This window comes from Lactobacillus sp. (assembly GCF_014803895.1).
Map to the genome: position 1 here is coordinate 92,537 of NZ_JAAVAU010000004.1, position 14,492 is coordinate 107,028.

At 33.6% G+C, this 14,492-nt stretch carries 16 protein-coding genes and 2 pseudogenes (1 of these 18 cut by a window edge); 16 read left to right on the top strand and 2 right to left on the bottom strand.

The genetic code is table 11. From position 1 onward, the window contains the following. From HDR40_RS02060 to HDR40_RS02115, 13 genes and pseudogenes are all read left to right on the top strand, one after another. Positions 1 to 142: pseudogene (locus HDR40_RS02060) on the top strand (phage tail protein) (it extends 2,219 nt beyond the left edge of the window). 51 nt (positions 143 to 193) lie between these two features. Then, a complete protein-coding gene (locus HDR40_RS02065) occupies positions 194 to 640 on the top strand; it encodes a hypothetical protein (RefSeq protein ID WP_290626034.1) in 447 nt (148 codons plus the stop codon). Positions 641 to 645: 5 nt separating this feature from the next. After that, positions 646 to 3,537 (top strand): SGNH/GDSL hydrolase family protein, encoded by a 2,892-nt coding sequence (locus tag HDR40_RS02070; RefSeq protein WP_290626036.1) that lies wholly within the window; start codon positions 646 to 648, stop codon positions 3,535 to 3,537. 17 nt (positions 3,538 to 3,554) lie between these two features. Next, positions 3,555 to 3,983 carry a phage holin family protein gene (locus HDR40_RS02075; RefSeq protein WP_290626038.1) on the top strand — a complete coding sequence of 143 codons (429 nt, stop codon included), beginning with the start codon at positions 3,555 to 3,557 and terminating at the stop codon, positions 3,981 to 3,983. Then, positions 3,964 to 4,845: a GH25 family lysozyme gene (locus HDR40_RS02080; protein ID WP_290626040.1), complete on the top strand. Its 882-nt coding sequence runs from the start codon at positions 3,964 to 3,966 to the stop codon at positions 4,843 to 4,845. Before HDR40_RS02075 ends, HDR40_RS02080 begins: the two co-directional genes overlap by 20 nt. Positions 4,846 to 5,033: 188 nt before the next feature. Then, entirely contained in the window at positions 5,034 to 5,510 is a 477-nt protein-coding gene (locus tag HDR40_RS02085) for a hypothetical protein (protein ID WP_290626042.1), read from the top strand. 14 nt (positions 5,511 to 5,524) lie between these two features. Beyond that, on the top strand, positions 5,525 to 5,989 hold the full coding sequence (locus tag HDR40_RS02090; protein WP_290626044.1) for a hypothetical protein: 465 nt from the start codon (positions 5,525 to 5,527) through the stop codon (positions 5,987 to 5,989). Between the two features lie 417 nt (positions 5,990 to 6,406). Then, a pseudogene (locus HDR40_RS09885) lies at positions 6,407 to 6,920 on the top strand (GH25 family lysozyme); the annotation flags it as partial. Between the two features lie 24 nt (positions 6,921 to 6,944). Further along, positions 6,945 to 7,277 (top strand): SH3 domain-containing protein, encoded by a 333-nt coding sequence (locus HDR40_RS09890; protein WP_365936763.1) that lies wholly within the window; start codon positions 6,945 to 6,947, stop codon positions 7,275 to 7,277. 392 nt (positions 7,278 to 7,669) lie between these two features. Beyond that, positions 7,670 to 8,038 carry a GntR family transcriptional regulator gene (locus HDR40_RS02100; RefSeq protein WP_290626046.1) on the top strand — a complete coding sequence of 123 codons (369 nt, stop codon included), beginning with the start codon at positions 7,670 to 7,672 and terminating at the stop codon, positions 8,036 to 8,038. A gap of 2 nt (positions 8,039 to 8,040) precedes the next feature. After that, a complete protein-coding gene (locus tag HDR40_RS02105; RefSeq protein ID WP_290626048.1) occupies positions 8,041 to 8,748 on the top strand; it encodes an ABC transporter ATP-binding protein in 708 nt (235 codons plus the stop codon). Beyond that, positions 8,748 to 9,566: an ABC transporter permease gene (locus tag HDR40_RS02110; RefSeq protein WP_290626050.1), complete on the top strand. Its 819-nt coding sequence runs from the start codon at positions 8,748 to 8,750 to the stop codon at positions 9,564 to 9,566. Before HDR40_RS02105 ends, HDR40_RS02110 begins: the two co-directional genes overlap by 1 nt. Before the next feature lie 11 nt (positions 9,567 to 9,577). Beyond that, entirely contained in the window at positions 9,578 to 10,405 is an 828-nt protein-coding gene (locus HDR40_RS02115) for a hypothetical protein (protein ID WP_290626052.1), read from the top strand. A 70-nt stretch (positions 10,406 to 10,475) separates the two neighbouring features. Here HDR40_RS02115 and HDR40_RS02120 read toward each other — a convergent pair whose 3' ends face one another. Both HDR40_RS02120 and lepB read right to left on the bottom strand, forming a co-directional pair. Next, positions 10,476 to 10,664, bottom strand: coding sequence for an LBP_cg2779 family protein (locus HDR40_RS02120; protein ID WP_290626054.1), 189 nt, complete (start codon positions 10,662 to 10,664; stop codon positions 10,476 to 10,478). A 15-nt stretch (positions 10,665 to 10,679) separates the two neighbouring features. Next, positions 10,680 to 11,255: a signal peptidase I gene (gene lepB / locus HDR40_RS02125; protein WP_290626056.1), complete on the bottom strand. Its 576-nt coding sequence runs from the start codon at positions 11,253 to 11,255 to the stop codon at positions 10,680 to 10,682. 92 nt (positions 11,256 to 11,347) lie between these two features. Between lepB and HDR40_RS02130 the strand changes: the two genes are divergently transcribed. From HDR40_RS02130 to HDR40_RS02140, 3 genes are read left to right on the top strand one after another with little or no spacing between them, the layout of a single operon-like run. Next, positions 11,348 to 12,091 carry an SAM-dependent methyltransferase gene (locus tag HDR40_RS02130; RefSeq protein ID WP_290626058.1) on the top strand — a complete coding sequence of 248 codons (744 nt, stop codon included), beginning with the start codon at positions 11,348 to 11,350 and terminating at the stop codon, positions 12,089 to 12,091. A 4-nt stretch (positions 12,092 to 12,095) separates the two neighbouring features. Next, complete coding sequence (locus tag HDR40_RS02135) at positions 12,096 to 13,070, top strand: hypothetical protein (RefSeq protein ID WP_290626060.1); 975 nt, start codon at positions 12,096 to 12,098, stop codon at positions 13,068 to 13,070. Then, entirely contained in the window at positions 13,070 to 14,461 is a 1,392-nt protein-coding gene (locus HDR40_RS02140) for an RsmF rRNA methyltransferase first C-terminal domain-containing protein (protein WP_290626062.1), read from the top strand. The genes HDR40_RS02135 and HDR40_RS02140 overlap by 1 nt, the downstream gene beginning before the upstream one ends. The last annotated feature ends 31 nt before the right edge of the window (positions 14,462 to 14,492 follow it).

Sequence of the window (14,492 nt, forward strand, 5' to 3'; positions counted from 1 at the left end):
TATGGCNTCGNANTANGCNACNGGTAACTTTAATAAGTGGAAAGAGGANAANTACGACANGCTNAAAGANGACTANGATAANTTNAAANANAACTATNANGANTTTNATAGANCANTANTNAGNGTTCNNAANNGACTATGAAANTCTTAAACANCAAGTCAATAGTAAGGATANNGANGANGGTGATAAATAATGCCNGANTATAATGATGCAACTCACATTACTGGTGAGCTTCGCAGTATGGATGAAATAGCCGAAGCAATACGTCATAAAAAGTATGGTGTGGACGTAAGAGAAGCTATGGCTCAAGGTTTTGAGTATATGAAAAGCTGGTGGGACTTAGTTAATACCCTTTCAAATCAAGTAAAGACCTTACAAGGGCGGGTAAATTCGCTTGAAAGTGATTTAATTAATTTAAGAAATCAGCACCAAGAAGACACTAGAATGCTTAGTGGACGAATTGAAGATAACACCCGAGAAATTGCTGATAATCGTATTAAAATTGATGACCAAAACAAGCGTATTATGGAGCTGGAGAAGGCTGTTTTTGGGTTTGATACAGTCGAAATTACTAGCCCTACTAAGCCTAATAATTCAGACTTGCCAATGATTGAAATTAATACTGATAGAAAGGACTAATATAAATGGTAGAAAAAAACACGCAAAAATCTTTAAATTCAATTCCTAGTATCAATAATGACGCGCGTCCTTATATTATTCCATTAGATATTTATAAAGAGGGTAGCTGGGCTTATGACATTTCTAACTACTACAAAGGACGTGTAAACGATAATGGGACACCTTTTGAAGTACGTTGGTATGAACATGGACGCTTGAAAAATGTACAAGGCTTGCGTCCTTTCATGCGTGGGCAAGTGGGGAAGTATAGTATTGAAGAAGATGAACATGGCAATAAAAGGGTTGTGATGGCTAATGATGCTACACAAATCGAAATTGTTGGAGAAACTAGTGATTGCCGTGAAGGTGGTATCGCTATCTATCGCATGGTAGATCAAGCATTCCCACAAGATGGAATTTTTTACGGCTACATTGGGTTGCGTGGTACTGATGATAAAGGCAGCGTTCGTGAAACTGGTGTAGATATTATCTTTAAAGTGCTTGGTTCTCATATGAATATGTTAGGAGCGCGTGAGTACTATGTAAGCGAGTTAGAACAAGCCTTAATCAAGTTTGATGTTAAGCTAGATGAACATAATAAGGATTTTCAAGAAAAAATTTTTCAACAAGAGCAAACTTTTAAAAGAGAAACTGAACAGTTGATTCAAGAAACTAGAGATACTTATAACCAACGGGTTGAAGCTTCTGAAGACTCTATGAATGCTTTAGATCGAGAAATCAAGGCAAATCGTGCGGAACAAGGTAATTTAACTACTCAACTATCAGGCATTCAACATCAAATTTTGCTAAACGACATCATCACAGTGAAGCAGTATGAAGAAAATTGGAAGACAACCAATCAAGCAATTAATGAAAAGCTAACCGGAATGAGCAAATCAGGTCCATTTTTCTTTGAAAATGAAACAATCATGAAAAGCATGTACCCTGACGGTCATGAGGGAATTTTAGTCACGCAAAATAACCTTCACTGGCACTACTGGGATACCGAAAAAGAAGAATATGTAGATGGTGGTAAGTATATAGATTCAACATCTTTATCTTTAAAGGATATACAAGCTCGTAATCGTGCATTTTCTAACACTAATAGTCTTTTTGATGGTCGGTCTGAAACTTTTTTAAAAACTGATTTTACTGATTTTAATGCCAGTGGCGAAATGCTTTTGTACTCTAAGTATGGTATTGAAGGTAACTTTAAAGCTCCCGGCGTTTTAAAAAAGGTAAAATTAGAACCTTATAAAAAAGGCAAAGTGTATTTTGCAATTGGTACGCAACTAGATGCTAATACTGTATACATTAAAGACCAAGTAACGGCAGAAGTAACTCATGAGGGCTACCAAAGCTTTGATGTGAATCTGCATTACGAAGCTGGCGATATTTTTTACTTTTCAGGTCCAGTTTTACGCTCCGAAAGACCAGATGACGGCTTTGAGGTATATGAGCGCCGCTATGATACGGAAGAAGAAGCAGCGACCTCTAGTTTCTTAGGCTATCAAACAGTCAATAAAATAGAAAACAGAAAATTTAAAATCAATTTAGCCTTCATAGTCGATGAACAACTACCTAATACAACCAATTTTCCATCAAAGTATCATGGCAAAAGATCTGATTTAGAAATCAAAGATTTTTATAGAGAAAAAAATGTTAGACCAGTATCAGAAACCGATAAAGTTATGCTTGACTATCACTTTAAAGACGCTGGTGAAGTCGCTACAATACACTATAATGCGATAAAAGCTGGGAAAATCAGCTTATCGGTTGGGGATATAACTGAGGTGTCTCCATTGGCAAATGGAAGTAGCCGAGTTAGTGTACGAGTTCATGATAGTATCAGTTTTAATGTCGCTAAAGCAGGTAGTGGCACAGAACAAGTAAAGCTACCCTTCTTTGCAGGAGATGTTCTGATTTTTAGTGGACCACTTTGTTTTTCTGATGATGATAGTGGATTTAGCTTTGCCACAGTAGGATACAAAAATTTCGAAGATGTAAGTGAGCCGATTCACGGAAAAAACAACTTTTTTGTTCAACCCGATAGAAAAATCAAAGTAAATTTTTGGCTTGAAATAGATGCTAATAATGAAGTCATTAATGAAGAAAAAATTTTATATCCTGTTATGGGCAAAAAGTACGCATGCTTCGGCGACTCAATCTGGTCAGATCAAGTAACCGGAATCGGTACTTTGGTAGCTAAAGACTTAAAAGCTGATATGATAGGTAACTTCGCTGTGGGAAACGCGTGCGCAAGTGACTGGCATGATACTAATGGTAATAATCTTACAAAGGTTTCTTTCACTGAGCCTGCTAATACTGATACATCAGATAACACTTTATCAAATCAAATTAGAAGAATTTTGCAGTACACCACACCTAAAGGCGAAAAAATAAAATGGACACACCCTTATGATGGAGAATTTAGCCTAGATGCCGAAGGTACAGGACACTCCGATGACAAACCAGATGTAATTTCCATTGCTATCTCGACAAATGATGGTAAGCATGAGGAAACAAAAGTTGTAGATGATACAGATTTTGTATTAAGTCAAGATTATAAAAATTTGACTCGTACTAGCTTAGCCTCAGCACTAAGATGGGCTATCGAAACTTTGCGATGTGCATATCCCCAATCTCAAGTTTTTGTTTCAACACCTTTACAAGCAGCTAAACACGACTCTGACTTTAGAAGTTATGAGCAAAATCTGGTAAAAACCGATATCATCAAAAAAGTATGCCAATATTGTTCAGTGCAAGTGATTGATCAATTTTCAAAGTCGGGATTTAGTCGTATGGTTGCTTTAAATGGAACGACAAGTTCTGATGGCACACACCCTAATGACAGTTGGAGCAGATTCATTGCAGAGTTTAATGCCAATTATATAAATCACAATTATATAAGCGGTTAATTAAAGAAGGTGATTAATTGAGTTCACTAACATTTTTAACAAATTATCTTAGTCGATTTACTCACTTAGTAGACGACCCCCTAATGTGGGGTTTTACTTTGGTGGTACTAATAGATCTAGTCTTAGACTTGATACGTCCACTATATGTAAAGGGTGCTTCACTCAAAGGCACAGGAAGCAAGTCCATAAGCAGAAACGCTATTACTTTTATTGTAATTGCTACTGGATACCCTTATTTAAGTTTGATTGGAGCGGAGAAAATGGCTATCACTTTTTTGATAGCTTTCATTTATCAGTATTTAGTGTGGATTATCACTACTTGGGAAGAAATTGGCTGGTGGCTTCCAGCTCCGCTAGTAAAGTTTGTGAAGACTAATGCGAGTGAGACCGAATTAGAAAACATTTTAAATAAGGAGAATAAAAAAGATGACAGCAGTAAAAGCTAAAAACTATGGGGTGGATTTATCTAGCCACAACCCTACAGACTGCACTAAATATAAGGGTTATGCGAGTTTCGCAATTGTAAAAGTAAGTGAGGGTACAAGTTACCAAAATCCTAGTGCTAAAAAGCAACTTGATAGTGCTAAAGCAAACGGCATGATGCAAGCAGGCTATCATTTTGCAACTTTCGGTGCTAGTGAAAGTGCAGCTAAAAGTGAAGCTAACTATGCGGTAAAGTCAGCAAAAAGTGCTGGCTTACCTGCAGGTACTTATTTTGCTTGTGACTGGGAAACTGGCAGCGGTAATAATGTAAATGGCGGTAAAAAGGCTAGTGCTACAGCTATCTTAGCATTCATGAAAGTGGTAAAATATGCCGGCTATACGCCACTTCTTTACAGTGGGGCATACTTATTAAAAAACAATGTAGAGACTTCCACAATTACTGCTAAGTATGGCACCTGTTTGTGGGTCGCTAGCTATCCTAGTGGTAATGGTACACGTGTGGATACAGCTAACTTTAACTATTTTCCATCAATGGACGGTGTAGCAATTTGGCAGTTTACTGATAATTGGCGTGGATGGAGTGTGGACGGTAATATAAATGTGGTGGAGCTAAAAGATAGTATTACTTCCACATGGGTGAAGAATAGCGGGATCTTTACGCTAAATACTGCTTTAAATATCCACACTAAGGCTAATATCGATGCCCCTTCAATTGCTAAGCTTCCTAAGGGAAGTGTGGTAAAGTATGATTCTACCTTGCAAGGTCCACTAAGATTATGGTTAAGACAGCCTAGAAGTAACGGAACTTATGGCTATATAGTAGGTAAAGATAAGTATGGAAAAGCATTAGGCACTTTTAGTTAAGTATGGTATACTTAACTTGTAATAAGTTAATATCTAAGTATGTATTTTTACTTGGATTAAAGAGACCGTCTGAGGGTTGGAATCCTAGATGGTCTTTTTTTTATGTATTCTTATATATAAATTGTTGACAATATATATAAACAGCTATATAATATAATTGAAAGATAAAAGAAGGGAATAATAAAAAAATGAGATTACATGGTTTAAGTTATGACCCAGACAAAGCGAAATTCATTATTGGTTATGAGTCAGAATTTGGTCCAGCTGACAACCGCCACTTTACAGAAGGACTTTATAAGAAGCGCACAGGCGAATACTTCTTATATGGTAAAGGCGGTGGGGCTAGTCCATATGCGGGTTACAACGCAGCTTATGGTAGCTGGACACCTGGTGATGAAATTGAACCTTATACCCTTGATAAAGCTAAGGCTTACTTTGATAAGTATGATGTGCAAGATTACGTTGATAAAGATGGTGGAATGTTAGACCCCGAAGATGTAAAAAAGCTTTATGATAAAGAATTTGGAAAAATAGAAAACAATAGTGCTAAAAAGAATAAACTTTTCAGTTTAAAAGAAAGCACTATCGCAAAAATCGAAAGAATGGCACAAGCTCAAGGTAAGACTCAATCAGAAATCATTGATATGCTAGTAGAAAATGCTTAAAGGAGATGTCTAAAATGAGAAAAGTTAACGCATTTGACAGAAAACACGTGGTAGCTAGATTACTAAGCATTTTAAACTCAAAAAATGCCAAAGACTTACTTAATGAAAAAGTGGAAGTGATCATTAACCAAGCATTTCCAATTGAAGAAAGTTATGAGAGTGACATTATGCCGCAATACACTAAGAAAAACAAAGAACAAGCCATGAGCGACATCTACGAACTTGCAGACCAAAGAAAAGGCAAAATCTGGGGTGTATTTGAAGACGTAAATGGCATGGTTGAAGAAACAGTTGCAGGCTTGACAGGTCAAGACTTAGAAAATTACAAGTACTATATCATGAGTTCACCTGTAAACATGGCAAACTTAATCTTACAGCACCGCGCCCACACATGGGTTCCTACTTGGATCGGTGCAGAAAAGCTAGATAAACAGAATGTAGATAAATTCAAGGCTTACCTAGAAGAATTAGCAGCTTAACGGCTGCTTTTTTTGATATAATATAAGTAAATCCTAGTTGAAGTACTATACGTTAGCCTGCTAGGTACCTAGGTAGAGTTGTTTCATTGCTATGCGATGACAAATAAAAAGGCGTGCATCCCTAAGGATACATGCCTTATTTTGTGGAGACATTTTGGAGACAAAAAAAGTTTTACTTTCGCCAAAACAGTCCCTAGATAACGTTTAAAACTAAGCATTTCTGCTTTAATATTAGCCAGAAGTTACGGTAGATACGAGTATACCGTCTTACAGTCTATGTGGTTGGCCGTTGATGTTTTACGTGAAATCAACCGCTTGAATGTGGAAAGAAATAAGTAATATTAATACTTTAAAAAGGAGATTATCCATTTGTAAGATTATCTCCTTTTTATCTTTTTAAGAAAGAGTATAAAAAAGATGACAGCAGTAAAAGCTAAAAACTATGGGGTGGATTTATCTAGCCACAACCCTACAGACTGCACTAAATATAAGGGTTATGCGAGTTTCGCAATTGTAAAAGTAAGTGAGGGTACAAGTTACCAAAATCCTAGTGCTAAAAAGCAACTTGATAGTGCTAAAGCAAACGGCATGATGCAAATGGGCTATCATTTTGCTACTTTTGGTGCTAGTGAAAGTGCAGCTAAGGTATGCCATAAAGTCAGCAAAAAGCGCTGGCTTACCTGTAGGAGCCTATCTAGCTTGTGACTGGGAAGTCGGTGATGGTAATAATGTTAATGGTGGTAAAGAGGCTAGCAGAAATGCTGTCCTAATTTTTATGGAAGTGGTTAAAAATGCAGGTTTTAAACCCTTGCTTTACTCAGGAGCTTTTTTACTGAAAAATAATATTGATACTCAGGCTGTTGTAGAAAAGTATGGTACTTGCTTATGGGTTGCAGCATATCCTAGTGGTAATGGTGTACAAGTAGACATGGCTGATTTTAACTATTTTCCATCAATGGATGGCGTAGCAATCTGGCAATTTACTGATAATTGGCGTGGATGGTATGTTGATGGAAATATCAATGTAGTAGAACTCAAAGAAAATATTACTTCTACCTGGGTTAAAGAAGATGGGATTTTTACTTTAAGCAGAGATTTAAATATTCATACCCAACCTAAGATAGATTCTCCTTCAATTGCTAAGCTAAATAAGGGAGATGTTGTTAAATATGATGCTGTTTTGCAGGGACCACTTAGATTGTGGCTTAGACAACCCCGTTCAAATGGTGAGTACGGTTATATTGTAGGGAAGGACAAATATGGAAAACCACTAGGAAAGTTTAGTTAGCCTTTGGACTTGATATAAAATAAAGTAGCCAAATTTAGAGATAATTTATTAAAAGATAGATTAATTTTAAAATGTGAAACAAAAATTACAGTTTTTTTGCGTATTTTATTGATAGGGGAATATTTATAATTCTTATTGATGTGCTTAACATCAACTATTTAAAATTAAAATAGCATTAAATAAAGTTTTGCACTGATACTATTAATCAAAAAAACAACCCCACATATTATTTATATACAGGTAATATGTGGGGTTTTATTATTATTAAATTGGTTTAATTTTATTTTGTGAAACAAATAATCCACAGCTTTCAATGATTGTAATTTTCAAAATAGCTGTTATACTTATAGTGTAATAGATATCTAATACGCTAAAAATGGGAGGATAATAAATTGCAATTTCAAGATAATATCCCGATTTATATTCAAATAGAAAAGTACTTATATCGTCAAATTGCACTTGGGCAATTAAAGCCGGGTGAAAAGGTGCCTTCAGTAAGACAACTAGCAGTAGATTTAACAGTAAATGTAAATACTGTTCAGCGTGCTTTAAATCAAATGAATAATGAAGGCATCTTATATGTTAAACGTGGTTTAGGTTCATTTGTGACTGAAGATACTAATTTGATTTTACAAAAAAGACAAGAATTAGTTGAAGATGAATTAAGCGAATTTCTTAAAAGTACTGCTCAGTTAGGTTTGAGTCCTGAGCAAACCCTGACAGCTTTAAAGAAGTATATCGAGGAGACAGGAGGAGATTGAAAATGAGCGAAGTATTAAATATAAAAAATTTGACTTATCGAAAAAATTTGAGAAAAATTTTGGATAATGTAAATTTAACCGTTGAATCTGGAAAAATTATTGCTTTATTAGGAGAAAATGGTGCTGGTAAAACTACTTTAATGAAGATTATTGCTGGGATTGCTAAACACTATAAGGGAACGATAACAGTAGACGGTAAAGAAAAAGAGGCGGAACGTAAGTCTGTACTTTCAATGACTGATTCTTTAAAGGGATTCAGTGACTCAGTAACGATCAGTTGGATTCGTGCTTTTTATAGCAAGATTTATATAGATTTTGATAAAAAGCAATTTGATGAATTGTTAAGCTTTATGAAACTTAGTGATGAGATGAAGCTGGGACAGCTTTCGAGAGGGATGCGTGAAAAGTTAATTATTGCCTTAACTTTAAGTCGTAAAGCTAAACTTTACTTGCTTGATGAACCATTCTCAGGAATTGATCCAATGACAAGAAAAAAGATTATTAATTCCATTTTACTTTGGAAAGATGAAGATAGTACTTTAATTATTTCGGATCATTTTGTAAATGAAATTAGTAGTATTTTAGATCAAGTAATAGTTATTAAAGATAGAACAATTGCTAGCCATATATCAGCTGATAAAATTCGTGAAGAAGGGAAGAGTATCGAACAGTATTACGAAGATTTTTATCAAGATGAGGTGAGTGAATAATGACAAAGTTCAGTGCTTTATTTAATGAACTATTTAAGACTAAGCGGCGTAGTGTACATCTATTGATACTTTTACAAATAGTTGCCACAGTTATTTTAACTATTTGGGCATTTATTGTGAAATTTGAGGGAGGGGAACCGGCTTCTTATTTTTTAGAAATGATGGGAGTAACTTCAGTGTGTGCTGATGTAGCATACGTAGTTATGTCTACTTGGCAAAATGAACGAGTCTATAAGTATCAAACTTGGAGGTTGATACCAATTTCTGCGACAAAAACTTATCTTGGAAATATTTTATCTGGATTTGTTGCTGGGTTGTATTTAGTTATTGTTCAAATTGGATTATTGATTATTTCAACTTTACCCATATTTACATCTCAAACAGTTAGAAAAAGTATAGGCGAGGGAATTAATCATTTTCAACAAGTAAAATTTAGTATTTTATGGGATAAATTCTGGTCAATTTTTAATTGGGGAGATATTTTAAGCGTTTTTCTGGCTTTCTTTTTATTTGCAATTTTGGTTTATAGTACAGTATCAACTATTGATTTAAGTTCAAAAGCAATTGCAGACTTTTTACCAGAAAAATTTAATAAATTTGCTCGCTTCTGTATAACTGTAGTTTTAGTAATTTTAAGTTTCATTTTAATTAGTAACTTATCAACTGAATTTACTAGTTTCTACGATAGTTTGTTTGACTTTAATGAAGCTATTTCTGTACATGGTATTTGGACTTCTAACGCGACTTTTTTAACTTTAGATGTAATCTTATCCGGAATTAATATTTGGCTTCTAGGTGCCTTTCATGAAGGAAAATAAAGGGAGATAAAATGACCAATTTTGCTACGGTATTTAAGATAACTTTTTTTAATAAAAGGCAATTTGTTCAAAGATTAGCATTAGTACAGTTTATTGGCGCTATTTTAATTGCAATTTGGTGGATGATTGGTGAAGGAAATCCAACGGCAGATTGGCAAATTAGCGGATTATTAATGTTTTTAACATTAATGCCATTTGTAGATATATTCTTTCTGTTTGTATCTTCCTATCGAAATGAAAAACTTCTACATACCAAAACATGGAATTTAATTCCAATATCAACTGGTAAATTATATTTTGCTAATTTACTATCTACAATTGGAGAAGGAATTTATTTAATCCTGCTTCAAATAGTGATGAGTTTTGTACTAATGATTCCAGTTACAACAATAAGTGGTTTTTGGTCAAGTATGCAAAAGCAATTTGGGTCAATTGCTGAAAGAAATCTTTGGCAATATATTAAATTAGAGGATGTTATCAAGATAAGCATCTTGTTACTAGCCAGTGTAATTTTTTTCTATGCTTTAATTTCACTAATTAATATTTCTAGTATAGTATTAAGTGATTTCGTTAGTCGAAAATATAATAAAATCATCAAGTTTGTTATTGAAGTTACTTTACTAGTAATTGCTATTGTTTTATTAGTAAGAGTATCAAACTTTCTCTTTTCCATAATTGAAGAAACCTTACAATTAGGAATGTTCCAACATGTATTAGGGAGTAATAAGATATATGTAGAGCCCAATATGTGGGTAACAATTGTAATTACTATTATCTTAGACATAATGATGCTAGTAATTAATATTTATCTGTTAAAACATTTTTACGAGGCAAAATAAAAAAGATGAAATATCTTATCGATTAAAATGTTCGATAGGAAACTTCATCTTTTTATTTTTTGCTAATAAATTAAGCTTGTTGGCTTTGAATGTAATCTAAAACTTGTTCTGCTTCTTCAAGAGTATAGGTTTCCTCTCCGGCCTTCATAGCATGAATTTTTTCAACTGATAAATGGCTAGAAAAGGCTAACGCAGTGTCATTAACACCATGTTTCACTTCAAAATCAATAATTGCATTAGTTAATTCTTCTTGATTCATTATAAAACTCCTTCTTTAGAATACTTTAATCTGATTAAATGGATAGTACCGAAGCTTCACTTCACCAATGATTGCACTTCGTTTAATGAAGCCGATCATTCTGGAATCTTTAGAAACATTTCGGTGGTCTCCCATAACAAAGTAACAATTCTTTGGAACTTTATTAACACCATATAGCTGCTTTAATGAGAAATTATTTGTATAAAGTTCTCCTTTAGGCAATTTTTTCTCATACTCTTGCAAATAAGGCTGTTTAATGGCTTTACCATTAATATACATTACGTCGTTTTTAGATTCAATAGTATCGCCTGGAAGACCGATAATTCGTTTAATATACAATGCGCCAGGTTCATCTGGAGCTTTTAAAATAACTATATCTCCTCGACGAGGAGTAAAGTGACGTACGGCGATAATGCGGTCACCATCTTGAAATGTTGGTTGCATTGACGGCCCTGAAACAGTTTCATTCGAGAATACAAAACGGAATAAAAGAAAGTATATTCCCATAAAAATGACAACCATTCCTAAAATTTGAAGTATAGATTTCCCCCAAGATTCTTGCTCAGGCTCCTGTTTCCTTGATTTAGCCATAAATATTTTAACTCCTTTTCCTCATTACTTTCTATTATAACTGTTTTTAGTTGATTTGAATGGTAAAATCATTTAGTAAAGGAAAATTAATTATGACAGATTATAAAGAACTATTAGTAAGTATTGATAAGAAATTAAATATTTCTTGCCTTCATCAACAGGTTCAAGAGGTAGTAAATATATTAAATTGTTTAGACAAAAAGGACATTTTACCTAAAGCACCTGCTCATATTGGCTTTCTACCTGATGAATATGATGAGTTATTCTGGAAAGTAAGTAGTGAAGAACGGGTGTTACTTAAGCAAGCAGATAATTTATTAAATAATTTTAGAAGTTATTTATCGCGCTCATATGGACTATGGTCGCTTGCTAATTTAAAGACGGCTCGGATAATTAAGGATCAATATCAAGTAAATACTAGTTTAGAAGTTATGGGAGGAAATAGCTACTGGTCAGCAGCTTTTGATAGAATAGGTGTGCAAGCAGTTAGTACAGACTCAATGTCTTGGGCTAAAACTTCCAACACAGGTAACCATCGTTTTTATAAGACAGAACAATTGGATGCTCAAAATGCAATTAAGAAGTATCGTGAGGTAGACTTAGTAATTTGTTGTTGGGCGCCAAATTTTGGAGATAGTGATTTAGAAGTTTTAACAGCTTTTAGAAAGTATAATACTCACGGGATTTTATTATTTATCGGGGAAAAAGATGGTGCAACTAATACTGCAAAATTCTGGGAACATGCTAGAATTATTAGTAGTTCAAAAATACGACAAGTAAATCAAACATTTCCTAATTTTGATTTTATTGATGAAAAAATTTATGAGATAAAGTAAAAAAATGAAACTAAAAAAGTTAATTATATTTGTAATATCAATATTGTGTTTTGTTGGATTAGGAATAACTTTATCTATTCAGCAGTCACAGCAAGCAGATCAGATATTAAATAATAATGGTTTATCTGCTAAGTATTATGTTTATACGGTTAAAAAGAATGAAAAAGTAAAGGATTTACTTATCTACTTAAAGAAATTGAATAATAAACATATTCAAGTTCATTTAAAGTCAGAGTACGATTCTAATCGGATTTTGATTTGGGCTAATTATGATATTCCAAGTCAACCTTTAGCTAGGGTGAGCTCGCGATATTTTACCAAGTCAGATTTTGATGGTCAGATCCAGTTAGCAGTAATTTCTTCTCAGACAAAAGAAGGAATAGTTACTTTCCAAGGGCATCATTATTTGAAAGAGAATAATCGATATATTACTGTAATCGGCCAATTAAAGGGTAATAGTGAGAGTGAAAATAGTCAAAAGGTTTATTATTTAACGACGGGAATTAACCAACCTACAGCAAATGAATCATTAATAAATTATAAGGTACTTATTGATGGATTAACTGGGAAACAAGCAACTAGTGTAAAGAAATTTTTAGGTGGTAAACAAGAAGTAGTAGATTTTGCCAAGACCTATAATCGCCAACATGGCATTAATCCAACCAAGAAATTTATATTTGCAATATTATGTGTAATTATAGCTTTAATTTCAAGCGCGTTTATTAGTATCTTAGATAGTAAAAATTCTAAATTAGCTTTTAGTAGAAAAGGTTTTATCAAGTATTTAATTAAAAGTAATGCCTTTAAATATGTTTTTTTGAATTTAATTATGATTTTAGTTATCTTTATTGTTTTACAATTTACTAATTTCTTTTCAAATAAGCTACAGTTATTCAATCTTTATGCAATTATTTTTATTTTACAATGCCTTACTTATGGTGGAGTAATGTTTTTTAAACAAATGAAAAAGGATAGATAATGAGTCAATTACCAAAAGAATTTGTTGCCAAATATCAAAATTTATTAGGTGAAGAAGAAAGCAAAGTCTTTTTTGAAGCGATTGAGAATGATAACACTAAAAAAGGTTTTCGTTTAAATAGCTTAAAAAACAACTTTCAAAAAGTTAAGTATTCTTTAAAAGACCCGATAACATTTGTAGATAATGCTTATTATGGCACCGTATCTGGCAATGATGTGGAATGGGTTAGCGGTGATGTTTATTCGCAAGATCCATCAGCAATGTATCCCGCACAGATTGCCGATGTACAACCAGGAGAAAAAGTACTAGATCTTTGTGCAGCCCCTGGAGGTAAATCTACTGCTCTAGCTGAAAAATTAGGTGGAGAAGGACTGTTAGTTGCTAATGAAATTTCTAATACGCGAGCAAAAATTTTACGTGAAAATCTAGAACGATGGGGTGCAACTAATGTAGTTATTACTAATGAAAGCCCGGATAAATTAGCTACTAAGTTTATTAATTATTTTGACAAAATTATTATTGATGCACCTTGTTCTGGAGAAGGGATGTTTAGAAAAGATCCTAATGCTATGAAATATTGGTCCCCAGATTATGTCCTAAAATGCCAAATTCGCCAAAAAGAAATTATTCAAGAAGCGATTAAGATGCTTAGACCAGGCGGTAAAATTATTTATTCAACTTGTACTTATTCACCAGAAGAAGATGAACAAATAGTTAGCTGGTTAGTTAATGAATATGGCTTTAAAATTTTACCAGTTAAGCATTATACGGGGATGGCAAGTGGTCGTCCTGAATGGGCTGATAATAATAAAGCCTTAAAAGAAACCGTTCGTCTTTGGTTTCAAGATGGTGTAGGTGAGGGTCAATTTGCAGCACTGTTGCAAGCTCCAGATAAGGATGAAGTTGTTAAGGTAAAGAAAAATAGGAAAAAAGATAAAAGAACAAAAATTACAGGTCAAAAACTGGATAAAAAGCAGCAAGAACTAGTTGCTAAAGTATTAGATCGATTTGTTCTTCCAACCCAAATAACTAATTGGTCGAAAAATGTAGTAAATAGTAATAATCATATATATTTACCAGCTATCGTTGAAAATGATCTTCAAGGTTTACATGTTCTAAGTAATGGGGTTGAATTAGGAATTCTAAAGAAAAATAGATTTGAGCCTGGTCATCAACTTGCTGAAGTTTTAGGCCAAAAAGAGCAAACTCAAGTGATTAATTTAGCCACTGAAGAAGCCTATCGTAAGTTTTTACACGGAGAAACTTTAAAAGTCGACTCAGAATTACACGGTTTTGTATTAGTTTCTTATCAAGATCATGTCTTTAGCTTTGGAAAAATTGGTGGGGATAAAATGTTAAAGAATTTTTATCCTAAAGGATTAAGAAAATAGTTAAAAAAGGTATGTGCCCGTATCATAGGGA

Coding starts and splice junctions, on each gene's coding strand:
- HDR40_RS02110 (WP_290626050.1), top strand. CDS start 8,748: ATGACAAAGTTCAGTGCTTTATTTAATGAACTATTTAAGACTAAGCGG.
- HDR40_RS02090 (WP_290626044.1), top strand. CDS start 5,525: ATGAGAAAAGTTAACGCATTTGACAGAAAACACGTGGTAGCTAGATTA.
- HDR40_RS02135 (WP_290626060.1), top strand. CDS start 12,096: ATGAAACTAAAAAAGTTAATTATATTTGTAATATCAATATTGTGTTTT.
- HDR40_RS02120 (WP_290626054.1), bottom strand. CDS start 10,664: ATGAATCAAGAAGAATTAACTAATGCAATTATTGATTTTGAAGTGAAA.
- HDR40_RS02130 (WP_290626058.1), top strand. CDS start 11,348: ATGACAGATTATAAAGAACTATTAGTAAGTATTGATAAGAAATTAAAT.
- HDR40_RS02140 (WP_290626062.1), top strand. CDS start 13,070: ATGAGTCAATTACCAAAAGAATTTGTTGCCAAATATCAAAATTTATTA.
- HDR40_RS02115 (WP_290626052.1), top strand. CDS start 9,578: ATGACCAATTTTGCTACGGTATTTAAGATAACTTTTTTTAATAAAAGG.
- lepB (WP_290626056.1), bottom strand. CDS start 11,255: ATGGCTAAATCAAGGAAACAGGAGCCTGAGCAAGAATCTTGGGGGAAA.
- HDR40_RS02085 (WP_290626042.1), top strand. CDS start 5,034: ATGAGATTACATGGTTTAAGTTATGACCCAGACAAAGCGAAATTCATT.
- HDR40_RS02105 (WP_290626048.1), top strand. CDS start 8,041: ATGAGCGAAGTATTAAATATAAAAAATTTGACTTATCGAAAAAATTTG.
- HDR40_RS02080 (WP_290626040.1), top strand. CDS start 3,964: ATGACAGCAGTAAAAGCTAAAAACTATGGGGTGGATTTATCTAGCCAC.
- HDR40_RS02070 (WP_290626036.1), top strand. CDS start 646: ATGGTAGAAAAAAACACGCAAAAATCTTTAAATTCAATTCCTAGTATC.
- HDR40_RS09890 (WP_365936763.1), top strand. CDS start 6,945: ATGGATGGCGTAGCAATCTGGCAATTTACTGATAATTGGCGTGGATGG.